This is a genomic window from Algihabitans albus (assembly GCF_003572205.1).
Taxonomy (GTDB): domain Bacteria; phylum Pseudomonadota; class Alphaproteobacteria; order Kiloniellales; family DSM-21159; genus Algihabitans; species Algihabitans albus.
In genome coordinates this window covers 507,784-521,789 of sequence record NZ_QXNY01000005.1, presented here as the reverse complement: position 1 = coordinate 521,789, position 14,006 = coordinate 507,784, and the positions used below count along the sequence as shown (strand labels likewise).

Sequence of the window (14,006 nt, the reverse complement as noted above, 5' to 3'; positions counted from 1 at the left end):
GAGCACGGAGCGCGCTTGCCGCCGCGGCATCAGGTCACGCCGAGCGCTTCGTCCTCGATCGGCTCGGCCGAGCCGGGGGATGGCAAGGCCGCAATGAGATCGCCGATCGATCGTTGGGTCACCGGATGGCGCCAGTCGGGAGCCAGTTCGGCCAGCGGCAGGAGCACGAAGGCCCGATCCTGCATGCGGGGATGCGGCAGTGTCGGACCGTCCGACTCCTGCAGCAGGCCTCCGTGCCAATCGATCAAGTCGAGATCGAGCACGCGGGCTTCGTTGCGAACGCTCCGGCGTCGCCCGAAAGCCGCCTCCAGGTCATGAAGGTTTGCAAGCGTCTCCGCCGGACCGGCCGTCGTTTCCAGCTCGGCGACACCATTGAGGTACCAGGGCTGATCGGACGGCGGCCAGGGTGGCGAGCGGTACCAGCGTGATCTTCGCAGCACCCCAATCCCTCGACCTTGGAGCTGCCGCAGCGCTTCCTCAAGAACGTCACGCGGGCCGCCGTACAGTTCATGAGAGAGATTGGCGCCAAGAGCCAGAAATATCATTAAAAAACCTGCGATCTTTATGGACACTCGTCGAGTTTTGCTTGCCCGTCTGAAACGGAAGTGCCAAGTTCGAAATCGGCGTTCCGGCGCCGGCATTTGACAATTTATTTGTCACCCGCGACGCCCTAACTTTCTTGATTGTACTATTGTAACTGGAGTTCCCCAACCAATGCAGTTCTATCCGGAAGAGCGCGTAGCGCTTTTCATCGATGGTGCCAATCTCTATGCCACGGCCCGCACCTTGGGCTTCGATATCGACTACAAGCGTCTCTACAATCTTTTTGCAGGAGAATGCCGCCTCGTACGCGCCTTCTACTACACAGCGCTGGTCGAGGACCAAGAGTATTCTCCGATCCGGCCTTTGGTAGACTGGTTGGACTATAATGGTTATTCGATGATCACCAAACCGACCAAGGAGTTCACCGACTCCATGGGCCGGCGAAAGATCAAGGGCAATATGGACATCGAGTTGGCCGTCGACATGATGGAGATGGCCGATAAACTTGATCACGTTGTGCTTTTTTCGGGCGACGGCGATTTCCGCAGCCTGATCGAGGCGGTTCAGCGTCGCGGCGTTCGCGCCACGGTCATTTCCTCGATCCGCTCCTCTCCGCCGATGATCGCGGACGAGTTGCGGCGCCAGGCTGATAACTTCATCGACCTGGGCGATCTGCAGACGTCGGTCGAGCGGCAGCTTCCCGCCGACCATCCGCGCCTGCGCGAACGCCAGGACCGCGTGGCTTCGTCCGAGGATGGAGAGTCGGCCGCCGTCGAATCGATCGACGAAGTCGAAGACGAATACGAAGAGAGCTGATCCTGCCCTGCTGACCCCGCCGTGCTGACGCCCGAACCCGACTGCGCGCGCTGTCCGCGTCTGGCCGACTTTCGGGACGCCAACCGCGCCGCTTATCCGGACTTCTTCAATCGGCCGGTACCCAGCTTCGGACCGTTGGACGCGCGCCTGCTGATCGTCGGGCTGGCGCCCGGGTTGCGCGGAGCCAATCGAACGGGGCGCCCCTTCACCGGGGATTTCGCCGGCGATCTGCTCTACAGCTCGCTGCAACGCCACGGCTTCGCCGCTGGATCCTACGCTAGGCAGAAAGACGACGGGCTGGAGCTGATCGGCTGCCGGATCGTCAATGCCGTGCGCTGCCTGCCCCCCGAAAACAAGCCGACACCGGCGGAGATCGGACAATGCCGGCCCTTCCTGGAAGCGGAACTGCGGGGCCTGCCGAAGTTGGAGGGCGTGCTGGCCTTGGGCCAAGTCGCTCACACGGCTACCCTCGCGGCGCTCGGCCTCAGGAAGTCCGCCAGGCCCTTTCGCCACGGCGCGCTGCATCACTTGCAAGACGACTTGCCCTGGCTCACCGACAGCTACCACTGCTCGCGCTACAATCAGAACACGCGCCGGCTGACACCGGAGATGTTCGACGCGGTGATCGCCGATCTCGCCGAGCGGATGAGCCTCTCCACCTGACCCAGCCCGGTCTTCAGACGAGGTGCAGCTTGTCCACGCGCTCGGGATAGAAACTGAGCAAGCCGGCGATCTTCGTCATCTCCGGAATCGGGTTGCGATAGCTCCAAACCGCATCTTCCGCCACCTTGCCGCCCACCTCGATGGAGAAGTAATTCGCTTCTCCCTTCCAGGGGCAGTGGGTTTTGGTCGCGGTGGGGCGCAGCAACTCCAGGCGCACGTCGCTGGCGGGAACGTAATAGCGGGCCGGCAGACTGCCTTCGAACAGAACCTTCGCTCGGCTGCTGCGCGTTATGATCTCGCCGTTGAAGAGCACCTCCAGCGTCTCGCTTAAATCGACCACATCGATCCGGGGCTTCTGCTTGGTTTCGGCCATGACCGTCTCCTTCTCTGCGAACCCAGGCTGTCAGACATGCAAGGTGACACCGGGCCGTATCGCCCGCTGTCCCGCAGTCTAACGCCGCCGCCTACCCTTCTTCACATAGGGATTCTCGCCGGCGCGTGCGAAGATCCGAATCGGCGTCCCGGGCAAATCGAAGTCCTGGCGGAGAGTGTTTTCCAGATAGCGTAGATAACTGTCCGGCAAGTCCTTGGGCTTGGAGCAGAAGACCACGAAGGTCGGCGGCCGCGTTTTCGCCTGGGTCACGTACTTGATGCGGATACGCCGGCCTCCGGGGGCCGGTGGCGGGTGCTGCTCGGTCGTCGTCTCCAACCAACGGTTCAACTGGCCGGTCGGCAGGCGGGCGTTCCAGACCTCATAGGCGGCAAAGACCGCCTGCAGCAACTTGTCGAGCCCGCGCCCCTCAAGGGCGGAAACGGCAACGATCGAAACGCCCTTGGTCTGCGGCAGTGACCGCTCCAGCCGGTCACGCAGCAGCCGCATGGCGCCGATCCGGTCGCTGCAAGCGTCCCATTTGTTGATGGCGATGACCAGGGCCCGCCCTTCCTCGATCACCGTCCGGGCGATCGTGAGGTCCTGTTTCTCCAGAGGCGCCTCGTTCGGGCCGACGGCGCCGTCGAGCAGCAGAACGACGACGTTCGCGAAATCGATCGTGCGCTTGGTGTCGGCAGCCGACAGGCGCTCGACCTTATCGTCGACCCTGGCCCGCTTGCGCAGTCCGGCGGTATCGACCAGGCGCACCGGCCGGCCCTCGAATTCCCAATCGAGCTCAATCGCATCACGGGTGATCCCCGCCTCGGGGCCCGTCAGCAAGCGATCCTCGCCGACCAGACGGTTGATCAGCGTCGACTTGCCGACGTTGGGCCGACCGACGACGGCCATTTGCAAGGGACCGTAGTCGCGGACGCTCTCCCGATCCTCCGGATCCTGGTCCTCCGCCTCGGCCGGAAGCTCAATCGCATCCTCCTCGCCTTGCGGGACATAGGGCCGTAGAACCTCGTGCAGGTCGCCCAAGCCGAGACCGTGCTCGGCCGAAAAGGCCAGCGGCTCGCCCAGACCCAGGCCGTAAGCCTCCAGCACCCCGGCCTCGGCCGCCCGGCCCTCGCACTTGTTGGCCACCAAGAGGGTCTTGGCCGACGCGCGGCGGAGCAGATCGGCGAAGTGGGCATCCAGAGGCGTGACGCCGGCACGGGCGTCGATCAGGAAGAGCACCAGGTCCGCCTCGGCGATGGCCCGCTCGGTCTGCTGGCGCATGCGCGCTTGCAGCGAATCGTCCGTCGCCTCTTCCAGCCCCGCCGTATCGATGGCCAGGAACTCCAGCTCGTAGAGGCGCGCCTGTCCCTCGCGCCGGTCGCGGGTCACGCCGGGCTGATCGTCGACCAGCGCCATGCGCCTGCCGACCAGTCGGTTGAAGAGAGTCGACTTGCCGACGTTGGGCCGGCCGACGATGGCGACGGTGAAGGACATGGGGGCTGAACTGCGCTCGCGTCTGGAGAGCCGCGCATATGAGGGTGCGGGACGCGGCTTGTCCAGACCTGCTTGGCGGCCTGGCCAAGGGGGCGATGATTCAGGCCGGCGACGAGGTCAGGTGGACGCTGGGCTAACGGTAGGCCAGCAGCCGGGCTCCCTCGGTCACGAAATAGAGCGCTCCGCCGGCCACCACGGGCCCGACCGCCACGGGACCGGGCAGATCGAAGTCGGCAACTCTTTCGCCGCTGTAGGGCGAGAGCGCCACCGCGGTCCCCAGATCGTTGCCGAGGATCAGGCGGTCACCGGCAAGCACCGGCCCGCTCCAGACCACCGGATCCTCCAAGTCGTCTTCGTCCTCGTAGCGGCGAAGCTGGTGAACCCAGCGCACCTGACCGCGATCGCGGGTCAAGGCCACCACCTGAGCATCGTTGGTCAGGAGAAAAACGAAGTCGCCGGCGACCCAAGGTCTGGAGGTTCCCCCCAACTCCTGTTCCCAGATACGCAGCCCACGGCGCAGATCGATGGCCGCCGTACGATCGGAATGACCGACGGCAATCACGGTACCGCTGTCGATCACCGGCATGGCACGGATATGTGCCAGACCGGCCACCTGCGCGGAGCGCCGCGCCGACATCAGGCCGTCCGACCAGAGCACACGGCCGCTATCCGCCAGCAGCGCGAAGACCTCGCCCGAGGTATAGGGCACAATCGCGACGCCACCTTCGACGGCCGGCGACGCGGCCCCCACCAGTCCCGCAATCTCCTGAATGCCGGTATGCGACCACTGAGTCTCGCCGGTTGCCGCGTCCAGGGCGAGGGTCTGGTTGTCGAGGGTGATGACGAAGACTCGGCCATCCGAAACGCTCGGCGCCGCCCGAACCGGGGCTGTCGCCATGGCCTCCCAAACGGTGGCGCCGCTGCTGGCTTCCAAGGCATAGATTCCGCCGAATCCGGTCGTAACGAACACCCGATCGCCCGCCACGGCGACACCGCCGCCGAAGAAGCTGTCGTCCTCGGCCTCCAGTTCGACTTGCCACAGAACCCGGCCGCTTGCGGCATCGACCGCCGAGACCTGCGCGCGTGCGTCCATTGCATAGACCCGTCCATCGGAGATAACGGGCTCGGCGAGGAGTTTGGCGTCATCGTCCTCACCCTCGCCGAGGTCGACCGACCAGGTCAGCCGCAAGCCTTCGCCCAAGGCCAGATGCTGGACGTTTCCCTGCGGTCCGCCGCCGGCCTGCGACCAATCGCTGTTGCTGCGCGCCTCGGGGAGCCGGATCTGCAGGCTCGCGATCGCAGGATCGGGCTCGATCACCTGATCGTCGAGCATGACGGCCAAGCGATCGCCGGGAAGCAGCTCTTCCTCCTCACCGAACCAGTCGTCGACGACACTGCAGCCCGACAGCAGCAGGCCCGCCGACAGAATCACGGCAGCAGTCGGGATCGGACGGCGAAGGCGGCAAGTCATCAAGGGCAACCTGTCAGGAGGCAAGGAGACTGTCGAGCAAGCGAGCGGCGCGGTTCAGAATTTGCTGCGGCGCCTCGTTCAACTGGGTCAGGGTCTCGAGCTGGGCACGGGCGCCCTCGACGTCACCCTCGTCCAGCGCCGCCAAAGCGGCCAGCTCGAGCGCCGCCGGGCGGTAGATCGAGCCCGGCTCGAGCAGTGGAGCCAGTCGCTGCTCCACCTCAGCCCGGTCGCGCTCTCCGAGCGCATGTTGCGAGGCCAGCAACCGGGCCGCGCCGCGCCAGGACGACGGAATGCTCGTGTCATCCGCCAGCCGGTCCCAAGCCGTCAGCGCGCCATCGAGATCCCCGGCTTCGACACGCAATCGGGCCGCCTGAAAAGCGGCGAGCAGGCCATAGGACTCCCGTGAATTCGCCGCCATCTCCTCAAACGACGACAAGGCCGTCACGCTGTCCCCCGCGGCCGCCTGCGTAAGCGCGGCCTGGTAGCGCGTCGCCGAAGCAAGACGTTCGTCCTGCTGCCACTGCTGCCAGATCTGCCAGCCCCCAAGCGCGACCAGGCCGCCCAGGACAAGACCCAGCACCCAGGGTCCGTGCTTCTTGGCCAGGCGTTCGAAGCGCTCCTTACGGACCTCCTCGTCGACCTCGCGGAAAATATCGCTCAACGGGCACTCCCTCGTCGCAAGCTGCGGTTTGCCGCCAATCCCGGGCCGGCGAGCTGGGCCGCAGGACGGTCTCAGGGTCGGTTGATAAAGGCTCTACAGGCCGGTGACAACTCTACGGCACATCAACGGGCTTACATCCCTCGCCCGGAAAGGCGGTCCCCGAATTCCACGTCGATGGCAATCCTTCCTTTACCGACCGGGCGTTAGCCTCCATCGGTATGAGAAGATCTATCGCAACCGCCAGACTTCTGGCCGCATCCGCCATGGCGCTCTCGCTGAGCGCTTGCGATCCGAGTCTGCTCTTCACCGGCGCCAGCGTGGTGACTCTGGTGGCGACCGACAAGACCATGACCGACCACGCCCTGAGCGCGGCGCTCGACCGCGACTGTTCGTTCGTGCGCTCCAGCCGCGGCGAGAGCTTCTGCGTCGGGGAACCCTACGTGATGCAGACCGAGCACTGCTATCGTACCCTGGGCAACGTCACCTGCTATTCTCGGCCCGACCCGCAGGCAAGCGATACTCAGCGCGTGACCTACGTGCCGAACCTGACGGAGCCTCAGCCCGCCATCGACCTCACCGGTCTGGACCTCTCCGAGGTTTTGAGCGAGACTGCGCAAGCGAAAGAAAACTGACATTCAGGTCCGCCGGAGCGTCGGCGGGCAGGTTCGCGCTGAACGGGGGACCGTGGCTTTATGGGCGATCTGATGCGCCTCGAGGCATATCGCCGACCGGCCAGAAAGAGCGCGAAAGCCACCTACTTCACCCGAACTGAGCTAAATCAACTGTTGTCCGCCTATTCCCAGCGGGTGGCCAGCGGCGAATGGCGCGACTATGCGATCGACCATCGCCCGGGGATCGCTGTCTTTTCCGTCTTTCGCAGCACGCATGAACGGCCGCTCTACGCCGTCGCCAAGCGGACGGCCGGCAAGCAGCCAGAGTACGTCGTTCTCTCGGACCACCAGCGACTCGCCCGCTCCTCGAGCCTGTCGGAGTGCCTGCGCATCTTCGAAAAGAAGCTCCGCGTCGTGGTTTAGGATCGTTGCGGTCGCACTGGCGGCCGCTGAAACCGCTTACGCTAGCCTACGAACCTGCGACATGAGACGCCTGTGTGGCCGTCGGGCGCCACCGACGCGGTCCGACCGTTGCGGAAAGACGGCTGTGACGCTCGACCGAGCCGCCGGTCATCAGGGATTCCAGGCCGACCGGCGTCTTCTCTAGCCATTGGAGCTCTTGAGGAAACGATCGATCTCGCCTTGCAGGGATTGGGCGCGGCCGGCCAGACCCGAGGCCGTATCCTGCACCTTTGCAGCCGATCCACCGGTCTGTTGCGAGGCCTGTGAAACACCGTCGATGTTGCGGCTGATCTCCGCCGTCGCGGCGCTCTGCTCCTCGACCGCGGCCGCAACCTGGGTCGAGATCTCGTTCATCGAGCTCACAGATTCGCCGATCCGCTGAATCGCCTCGACGGTGCTGCCGGTCTTCTTCTGGATGGTATCGATCAGCTCCTTGATCTCCTCCGTCGACTGCGCCGTCTTGCTGGCCAGCGACTTCACTTCGCCGGCCACCACGGCGAAACCCTTGCCGGCCTCGCCAGCCCTCGCGGCTTCGATCGTTGCGTTCAGGGCCAGAAGATTGGTTTGACCGGCGATGTCCTCGATCACTTCCGTAATCTTGCCGATGCTGTCGGCCGCTTCCGCCAGAGAGGTGACGAAAGCGTCGGCCTCGCGCGCCTGTTCGACGGAAATGCCGGACTTCCGAGACGCCTCGGACATCTGGCTGGAAATTTCGCGGATCGAGGCGCTCAGTTCCTCCGTCGCCGAAGAGACGGAAGCCGAAAGCCCACTCGCCTGCTTCGAGATATCCAGAAGTTCGTTCGCCGATTGGTCCATCTCCGAGGAGGTGTCGGCAATGGCATCGACCACGCCGGAGACCGACTCGGCCATGCGGATCGTGTCCGTGATGACCGACCAGGTCACCATCGGCCCCATGTAGGTGCCGTCCGCGGAGGTGATGGCCGAAACGTTGAGCTTCAGGGTTTCCGGCCCCACGCGGATGTTGGCCGTGTGCGGCAGGTTGGACGGATCGGACAGCAGCGCCTGCTGATGCGCCGGGTGCTTATGGAATACGTCGATGGACGTGCCGAGCATGTCGTCGGCCTTTACCGGCAAATGCTCCTCGATCGACCGTAGCGTGTCGACACTGGTCTGGTTGATGTAGTTGATTTTCCAGTCAGTCGGGTCGCAGGTCATGACGTTGATCGGCATCTTGTCGATCATCTGCAACAGGCGCCTGCTCTCGAGGTCCGCCTTGACCTCTTTGGTGATCACACTCCAGGTCAAGGAGGCTCGACGCCTGCCCCGGCCGTCGCCGATGGCCGCAATGTTGAGATCCAGTATCTCATCGCCGAGCTGGATGCGCGCCTTGTGAGGCAGGTTGTTGGGATCCGACAGCATCTTGCGCTGGTGTTCCGGATGTTTGTGGAAGACGTCGATCGAGGTGCCGACAATGTCTTCCGGCGCCACCGGCAGCAGGTCGCGCAGCGAATCCAGCAGCGCAATCGACTGCGCGTTCGCGTAATCGATGACGAAGGTTTCTAGGTCGCAGGTCATGATTGCCACCGGCAAGCCGTCGACCAACTGACGGAAATTGCTGTCTTTAGAGGACGCGGGCAGCGATGTCATCTTGGGCGTTACTTTAAGTGCAAACATTTTTTGCTCGCTCGTTTGCGTTCCAAGTCCGTAAAAGATGCGCCCGATCCTTTACCGCACCGTTAATGAGCGATGTTGCTCAGCAATAATTACAATCCGTTTTCAAACACTCATGCCGCGATTATCTGTCATATCGAACAACCAAGAATGAAAATAGATCAACGTTGGTTTGGAAGACGCAGGCTTTTTCTTCGCCCGCCCATCACTCCACGCTCAGCCCGCGGAATTGGGTTAAGCCTTTGAATAATCGAAATTCTTTCGATCAAGTATTGGCAAACAAAAAATGAATATCGGGCTTGTAGGGAAAAATATTCGGCAGGCTGCAGACTCGAATGATCCAAGCCCCACCTCGCCCCGTAATGTCCTGGCAAATTCAGTCATGGAGTGGACGATGAAGAACACCAATCGCGTTGGCATGGATCTCTCGATGGTGGACTGTTTCCAGAAAACGGAAACGCAGTCGATGCAACTGCGCCGGAGCAAGAGCGACTTCGATGCCTTGATCGACCAGTTGCGCAGCAGCGCCTTCGTGAAGCAGATGTCCGAGCTGCGGGGCAGCATCATCAATTGACCCGCGCGCCCGACCAAGACCTGACAGCCGTGCCGCGAGGCGCCGCACGGTCGCGCGCGGCAACGGCGTCAGGTCAAGCTTCGGCCGCCGCCACAGCCTCGTAAGGCAAAGCGCTCCAGAAGGCGGTCGCGAAGCCGAAGGCCCGGCGTGCCAGGTCGTGAGACAGCGTCAAGCGTCCCGTAGGGTCGCCGTCGCCGAAAACGTCGAGATCCGAGAAGTAGTCCGGGTGGCGCTCCGCCAACTCCAGGCGGGCCGCCCGCGACGACTCGGCGATCGCTTCGGCCACCGCGGCCAGTTCCTGCAGCCCGTCCCAAACCTCGCTGCCGAGATCGCACTCCAGCTCCTCTGCAAAAAGAAGGCGCACCTGGAAGACGAAGGCGGCCGCGTCGCGGGCTTCCTCCACCGGCCGCCAGAGATCCGAATCCAGTCCCTGGGCCGAAAGCTGGTCGCGTACCAGATCGCGGATCCGGCTGCGCCAGGCGCGGTACTCCACGACGAAGACGCGGCGGAAGAGGCCGTCCTGGAGGGCTACCAGGTACCAGGCGTCGTGATCGCCGTAGCGCTCTGGCTCCGGGGTCGGCAAGGCCTCCATGGTCGCGACAAGGGCCTCGACGTAAGCGCGGCGGTGCTGGATGTCGGCGAGGGCGCCGGCGACCGTGTCGGCGTCGGCAGGCAGAACGACTCGGCTCATACGTCACTGTGCGAAGGTTGAAACGGCGCGTCATCCTAACCTAGTTCGTCGAAACAGCTTAGGCCAGAAGCGCCCGCCGCGCCTCCGCGAAACCGCGCAAAGCCTGCGCTTCGGCCGTGTGACGGCCCTGGCGGACGACCCAGCGGCCGCCGACCGCCACGTCGCGCACCGGATTGACGTTCCCGGCGAAGACCAGCGCGTCGAGCAGCGGGTCGCCCTCCAGGCCGATCAGCGCCGGCGTCTCGGGATCGAGCACCAGCAGATCGGCCCGAGACCCCGGCGCCAGCCGGCCGAGCGGCCGGCCTAACGCCTGGGCACCCCCCGCCAAAGCACCGCGAAAGAGCTCCGCGCCCACCCCGGGTGCCGTGCCGCGCAGCACGTTGCGCCGCCGGTCGCGCAGACGCTGCCCGTACTCCAGCAGTCGCAGCTCCTCGATCGGGCTCTGCGAGACATGGCTGTCGGAGCCGATGCCCCAGGCTCCGCCCGCCGTCCAGAAGCGCGGGCCGTCGAAGAGCCCGTCGCCTAGATTGGCCTCCGTGGTCGGGCAAAGGCCGGCAACGGCGCCGCTGCGCGCCAGCGCCCCGGTTTCCGACGACTCCATGTGGGTGGCATGGACCAGGCACCAACGCGAATCCACCGCCACCTCGCCGAGCAGCCAGGCCACGGGCCGGCGACCGCACCAGGCAAGGCACTCCTCGACCTCCTTGGTCTGTTCGGCGACATGGATATGGAGCGGAGCGGCCGGGTCCAAGGCGTTCACCCCCTCCAGCGCCTCGGACAGCGACCCCGGCGTTACCGCACGCAAGGAATGGGGCGCCAGGCCGATACGCACCTGGGGATCGCCGGACGCGGCGGCCTGCAGCCTTGCGACGATCTCCAGGATGCCCTCGGGATCGTTACGGAACCGCCGCTGCCCCTCGCCAAGCGGCTGACCGCCGAACCCGCCGTAGCCGTAGAGCACCGGCAGCAGGGTGATCCCGAGACCGGCCGTACGGGCGGCGGCCAGCAGGCGCTTGCCCGTCTCGGCCCGATCCGCATAGGCCGCGCCGTCCGGGGCGTGATGCAGGTAGTGGAACTCGCCGACCGCCGTGTAGCCGGCCTTGAGCAGTTCGACATAGAGCTGAGTTGCGATGGCCTCGATCTGCGGCGGGTCGAGCCGGCCCACGAACCGGTACATCAGCTCCCGCCAGGTCCAGAAAGAGTCGTCGGGATGAGCCGCCTGCTCGGCCAGACCGGCCATGACGCGCTGAAAGGCGTGGCTGTGCAGGTTGGCCATGCCCGGGACCACCGGTCCCGCCACCCGTTCCGCGCCCTCGCCTGGACTCTGGCCGGGACTGTCCGCCGTAACCGCCGAGACGAAACCATCGGCATCGACTTCAAAGAGCACATTCCGCGCCCAGCCGTCCGGCAACAAGGCCTGTTCGGCGAAAAGACGATGGAAGATCATGGACCCGCTCCACGGCGCCGGTAAGCTGACGGCGTTACCCTGACTGTCCGCATAGAGCATTGCCCCCTGGACCGCAAACAGGAGCCTTATCCGCCATGCCGGAGCGAGAGCGAGAGGCCTGGGACATCCTCTTCACCGATGCGCGGCTGGCGACGATGGCCGCGGCCGGCGTCCCCTATGGCGCTCGGGAGGGCATAGCGCTAGCAGTCAAGGACGGCGCCATCGCCTGGATCGGGCCGACGGACGACCTGCTGCATCGGAACGCGAGGGAGTTGCTGCCGCTGGAGGGGCGCTGGGTCACGCCGGGTCTGATCGACTGCCACACCCATCTGGTCTACGGCGGCGATCGCGCGGCAGAGTTCGAACTGCGGCTGACCGGCGCGACCTACGAGGAGATCGCGCGCGCTGGCGGCGGCATCGCCGCCACGGTGGCGGCCACCCGTGCGGCCAGCGAGGACGACCTGTTGCAGACCGCCCGCCCCCGTCTGGAGGCCCTGCTGCGGGAGGGTGTCACGACGGTCGAGATCAAGTCGGGCTATGGGCTGACGCTGGAGGCGGAAACCAAGATGCTGCGGGTCGCCCGGCGCCTGGGCGGCGACTACCCCGTGACGGTGCGCACCTCCTTCCTGGGTGCCCACGCCGTCCCGCCGGAGTACGCCGAGGACCGCGCCGGCTACCTGGAGGCGGTGATCGCCATGCTGCCGGTCCTGGCCGAAAGCGGCCTGGCGGACGCGGTCGATGCCTTCTGCGAGGGCATCGCCTTCACGCCGGAGGAGACCGCGCGGCTCTTCACCACCGCCCGCGAGCTGGGCCTGCCGGTCAAGCTGCACGCCGATCAGCTTTCAAATCTGGGCGGCGCGGCGCTGGCCGCACGCTTCGGCGCCCTCTCTGCCGATCATCTGGAATACACCGACGAAGACGGCGTCGCCGCCATGGCCGAGGCCGGCACGGTCGCCGTGTTGCTGCCGGGGGCCTTCTACGTGCTGCGCGAGACGCAACTGCCGCCCGTCGAAGCCTTACGCCGTCATGCCGTGCCCATGGCCCTGGCGACGGACTGCAACCCCGGCAGTGCCCCGTTGACCTCGCCGCTGCTGACGATGAACCTGGCCTGCACCCTCTTCCGCCTGACGCCCGAGGAAGCCCTGGCCGGCTTCACCCGCAACGCCGCCGCGGCCCTGGGCATGGGTGAAAGTCATGGCACTCTCGAGGTCGGCAAGGCCGCCGATCTGGCGATCTGGGACATCGAGCGGCCCGGCGAACTGGCCTACCGGATGGGCTTCAACCCGCTGACCTTTGCCGTGCAGGCCGGAAAAAGGCGGGAACTGCCGACGATCGAATGCTAGCTGCGTCTCGGCAGCAGAGAGGCCGCGCCGAACACCACGGCGGCGGAGGCGGCGAAGAGCAGGTACTGCAGGTCGAAACCCCGCCCAGCCAGGTGCAGGGCGGCCATGGCCGGTACCACGGAGGAACTGACGCCGAGCGCCAGCACGTACTCCAGCGCGAAGGCGCGGGAGCGCCAAGTCACCGCGACGTAGCGGCCCATCAGCCAGCCGGTTATCGGGATGCCGGCGAACATCAGAGTCACCGTCACGGTCGCCAGCGGCAGAGCCGCCAGCCCCGCAGCTTTGGATAGCAGGATCAGCGCCATCACCACCAGCGCGTAGAGCCCCAGCATCACCGGCCGTCCGCCCAAACGGTCGAGCAGCGCGCCGACCGGCAATTGCGCGAAGGCGGCAAGGGCGAAGACCAGCGCACCGTAACCTCCGACCTGCGCCAACCCTGGCGCCAGCGTCCCCAGCCGTTCGTCGAAGAGCTTCGGCAGGGAGACGCTGACCCCGTTGAAGACGATGCCGCTGAAGAGCGCGGCCAGCAGCACCACCGCCAGGACACGCAGCTGGGTCCGGCGGCTCGCCGAGATGGCCGCCGGCGTCACCTGTGCCTCTTCCATGGCGGGCGGCAGCGGCGCCGCCCGCCGCAGCAGCAGGTGCAGGGCGCCCCCAACTGCCGCGACCGCACCCGGCAGCAGGAACGCGCTGCGCCAGCCGTAGGCCTCGGCCAGCAAGGCCGTGGAGACGGTCGCCGCCGCCAGACCCAGGTTGCCGAAGACGCCGTTGACCGCCAACGCCCGCCCGCGCCGCGCACTCAGGCGGGTCACCATGGCCAGGCCGACCGGATGGTAGATCGCCGCGAAAAGGCCCAGTGCCGCCAGCGCCGCCATGAACTGCAGCTGCGTCTGCGCCAGGCCGGCGGCGATGGCTGCCAGACCGGAGCCGAGGAACTGCAGCCCGATCAGCCGGTCGCCGTTGCAGCGGTCCCCCAGCCAGCCGGCCGGCAGCGTCGCCAGAGCGAAAGCGACATAGAGCGGCGTGCCCAGCGCCAGGGCCGCGCCGTAGTCCAGCCCCCAGGCCCGCTCGAGTGCGATCACCGCGGTCGGAAAAATCAGCAGCTTGTAGTGACAGGCGAAGTGGGCGGCATGCAGCACGACCAATTGCCCGGCGGCGGCCGGGTGCCGGGCTTCGCGCGAGAGGGGAACGAAGGTTTCCGAGGGCATGGCGACGTCCGGTCGGGAAT

Annotated in this window: 15 protein-coding genes; 6 read left to right on the top strand and 9 right to left on the bottom strand. The window is 65.8% G+C overall.

The window, feature by feature from the left end; genetic code table 11:
* Positions 1–29: 29 nt before the first annotated feature.
* Complete coding sequence (gene folK, locus DBZ32_RS16510; protein ID WP_119168299.1) at positions 30–545, bottom strand: 2-amino-4-hydroxy-6-hydroxymethyldihydropteridine diphosphokinase; 516 nt, start codon at positions 543–545, stop codon at positions 30–32.
* A gap of 169 nt (positions 546–714) precedes the next feature.
* On the opposite strand from folK, the gene DBZ32_RS16505 reads away from it, so the two are divergent.
* Positions 715–1,359 carry a LabA-like NYN domain-containing protein gene (locus DBZ32_RS16505; protein ID WP_119168297.1) on the top strand — a complete coding sequence of 215 codons (645 nt, stop codon included), beginning with the start codon at positions 715–717 and terminating at the stop codon, positions 1,357–1,359.
* 21 nt (positions 1,360–1,380) lie between these two features.
* On the top strand, positions 1,381–2,022 hold the full coding sequence (locus DBZ32_RS16500) for a uracil-DNA glycosylase (protein WP_119168295.1): 642 nt from the start codon (positions 1,381–1,383) through the stop codon (positions 2,020–2,022).
* A gap of 13 nt (positions 2,023–2,035) precedes the next feature.
* On the opposite strand, the gene DBZ32_RS16495 is transcribed toward DBZ32_RS16500, so the two are convergent.
* From DBZ32_RS16495 to DBZ32_RS16480, 4 genes are all read right to left on the bottom strand, one after another.
* Positions 2,036–2,395: a DUF427 domain-containing protein gene (locus tag DBZ32_RS16495; protein ID WP_119168293.1), complete on the bottom strand. Its 360-nt coding sequence runs from the start codon at positions 2,393–2,395 to the stop codon at positions 2,036–2,038.
* Between the two features lie 78 nt (positions 2,396–2,473).
* Positions 2,474–3,886, bottom strand: coding sequence for a ribosome biogenesis GTPase Der (gene der, locus DBZ32_RS16490; RefSeq protein WP_119168291.1), 1,413 nt, complete (start codon positions 3,884–3,886; stop codon positions 2,474–2,476).
* Positions 3,887–4,019: 133 nt separating this feature from the next.
* Positions 4,020–5,357, bottom strand: a complete 1,338-nt coding sequence (locus tag DBZ32_RS16485) for an outer membrane protein assembly factor BamB family protein (protein ID WP_119168289.1) — start codon at positions 5,355–5,357, stop codon at positions 4,020–4,022.
* Positions 5,358–5,370: 13 nt separating this feature from the next.
* Entirely contained in the window at positions 5,371–6,018 is a 648-nt protein-coding gene (locus DBZ32_RS16480; RefSeq protein WP_162906804.1) for a tetratricopeptide repeat protein, read from the bottom strand.
* A gap of 218 nt (positions 6,019–6,236) precedes the next feature.
* Here DBZ32_RS16480 and DBZ32_RS16475 point away from each other — a divergent pair, with 218 nt between their 5' ends.
* A complete protein-coding gene (locus tag DBZ32_RS16475) occupies positions 6,237–6,650 on the top strand; it encodes a hypothetical protein (protein WP_162906803.1) in 414 nt (137 codons plus the stop codon).
* 60 nt (positions 6,651–6,710) lie between these two features.
* Complete coding sequence (locus DBZ32_RS16470) at positions 6,711–7,052, top strand: DUF2794 domain-containing protein (protein ID WP_235830231.1); 342 nt, start codon at positions 6,711–6,713, stop codon at positions 7,050–7,052.
* Between the two features lie 180 nt (positions 7,053–7,232).
* Here the strand turns inward: DBZ32_RS16470 and DBZ32_RS16465 are convergent, their stop codons facing one another.
* A complete protein-coding gene (locus DBZ32_RS16465; RefSeq protein ID WP_162906802.1) occupies positions 7,233–8,699 on the bottom strand; it encodes a methyl-accepting chemotaxis protein in 1,467 nt (488 codons plus the stop codon).
* A 418-nt stretch (positions 8,700–9,117) separates the two neighbouring features.
* On the opposite strand from DBZ32_RS16465, the gene DBZ32_RS16460 reads away from it, so the two are divergent.
* Positions 9,118–9,297, top strand: a complete 180-nt coding sequence (locus DBZ32_RS16460; RefSeq protein ID WP_119168281.1) for a hypothetical protein — start codon at positions 9,118–9,120, stop codon at positions 9,295–9,297.
* 73 nt (positions 9,298–9,370) lie between these two features.
* Here DBZ32_RS16460 and DBZ32_RS16455 read toward each other — a convergent pair whose 3' ends face one another.
* Positions 9,371–9,988, bottom strand: a complete 618-nt coding sequence (locus DBZ32_RS16455; RefSeq protein WP_119168279.1) for a hypothetical protein — start codon at positions 9,986–9,988, stop codon at positions 9,371–9,373.
* A 58-nt stretch (positions 9,989–10,046) separates the two neighbouring features.
* On the bottom strand, positions 10,047–11,435 hold the full coding sequence (locus tag DBZ32_RS16450; RefSeq protein ID WP_119168277.1) for a formimidoylglutamate deiminase: 1,389 nt from the start codon (positions 11,433–11,435) through the stop codon (positions 10,047–10,049).
* Positions 11,436–11,530: 95 nt separating this feature from the next.
* Here DBZ32_RS16450 and hutI point away from each other — a divergent pair, with 95 nt between their 5' ends.
* Positions 11,531–12,778: an imidazolonepropionase gene (gene hutI, locus DBZ32_RS16445; protein WP_119168275.1), complete on the top strand. Its 1,248-nt coding sequence runs from the start codon at positions 11,531–11,533 to the stop codon at positions 12,776–12,778.
* On the opposite strand, the gene DBZ32_RS16440 is transcribed toward hutI, so the two are convergent.
* The gene (locus tag DBZ32_RS16440; protein WP_119168274.1) at positions 12,775–13,986 is read right to left on the bottom strand and encodes an MFS transporter; all 1,212 of its coding nucleotides are present in this window, start codon (positions 13,984–13,986) and stop codon (positions 12,775–12,777) included. The two genes, hutI and DBZ32_RS16440, sit on opposite strands and share 4 nt — an antisense overlap.
* Positions 13,987–14,006 lie beyond the last annotated feature (20 nt).

Bases quoted from the DNA above. Each gene is read 5' to 3' on its own strand.
- DBZ32_RS16460 (WP_119168281.1), top strand. From the start codon at position 9,118: ATGAAGAACACCAATCGCGTTGGCATGGATCTCTCGATGGTGGACTGT.
- DBZ32_RS16450 (WP_119168277.1), bottom strand. From the start codon at position 11,435: ATGATCTTCCATCGTCTTTTCGCCGAACAGGCCTTGTTGCCGGACGGC.
- DBZ32_RS16470 (WP_235830231.1), top strand. From the start codon at position 6,711: ATGGGCGATCTGATGCGCCTCGAGGCATATCGCCGACCGGCCAGAAAG.
- hutI (WP_119168275.1), top strand. From the start codon at position 11,531: ATGCCGGAGCGAGAGCGAGAGGCCTGGGACATCCTCTTCACCGATGCG.
- DBZ32_RS16485 (WP_119168289.1), bottom strand. From the start codon at position 5,357: ATGACTTGCCGCCTTCGCCGTCCGATCCCGACTGCTGCCGTGATTCTG.
- DBZ32_RS16440 (WP_119168274.1), bottom strand. From the start codon at position 13,986: ATGCCCTCGGAAACCTTCGTTCCCCTCTCGCGCGAAGCCCGGCACCCG.
- DBZ32_RS16455 (WP_119168279.1), bottom strand. From the start codon at position 9,988: ATGAGCCGAGTCGTTCTGCCTGCCGACGCCGACACGGTCGCCGGCGCC.
- folK (WP_119168299.1), bottom strand. From the start codon at position 545: ATGATATTTCTGGCTCTTGGCGCCAATCTCTCTCATGAACTGTACGGC.
- DBZ32_RS16505 (WP_119168297.1), top strand. From the start codon at position 715: ATGCAGTTCTATCCGGAAGAGCGCGTAGCGCTTTTCATCGATGGTGCC.
- DBZ32_RS16475 (WP_162906803.1), top strand. From the start codon at position 6,237: ATGAGAAGATCTATCGCAACCGCCAGACTTCTGGCCGCATCCGCCATG.
- DBZ32_RS16495 (WP_119168293.1), bottom strand. From the start codon at position 2,395: ATGGCCGAAACCAAGCAGAAGCCCCGGATCGATGTGGTCGATTTAAGC.
- DBZ32_RS16465 (WP_162906802.1), bottom strand. From the start codon at position 8,699: ATGACATCGCTGCCCGCGTCCTCTAAAGACAGCAATTTCCGTCAGTTG.
- der (WP_119168291.1), bottom strand. From the start codon at position 3,886: ATGTCCTTCACCGTCGCCATCGTCGGCCGGCCCAACGTCGGCAAGTCG.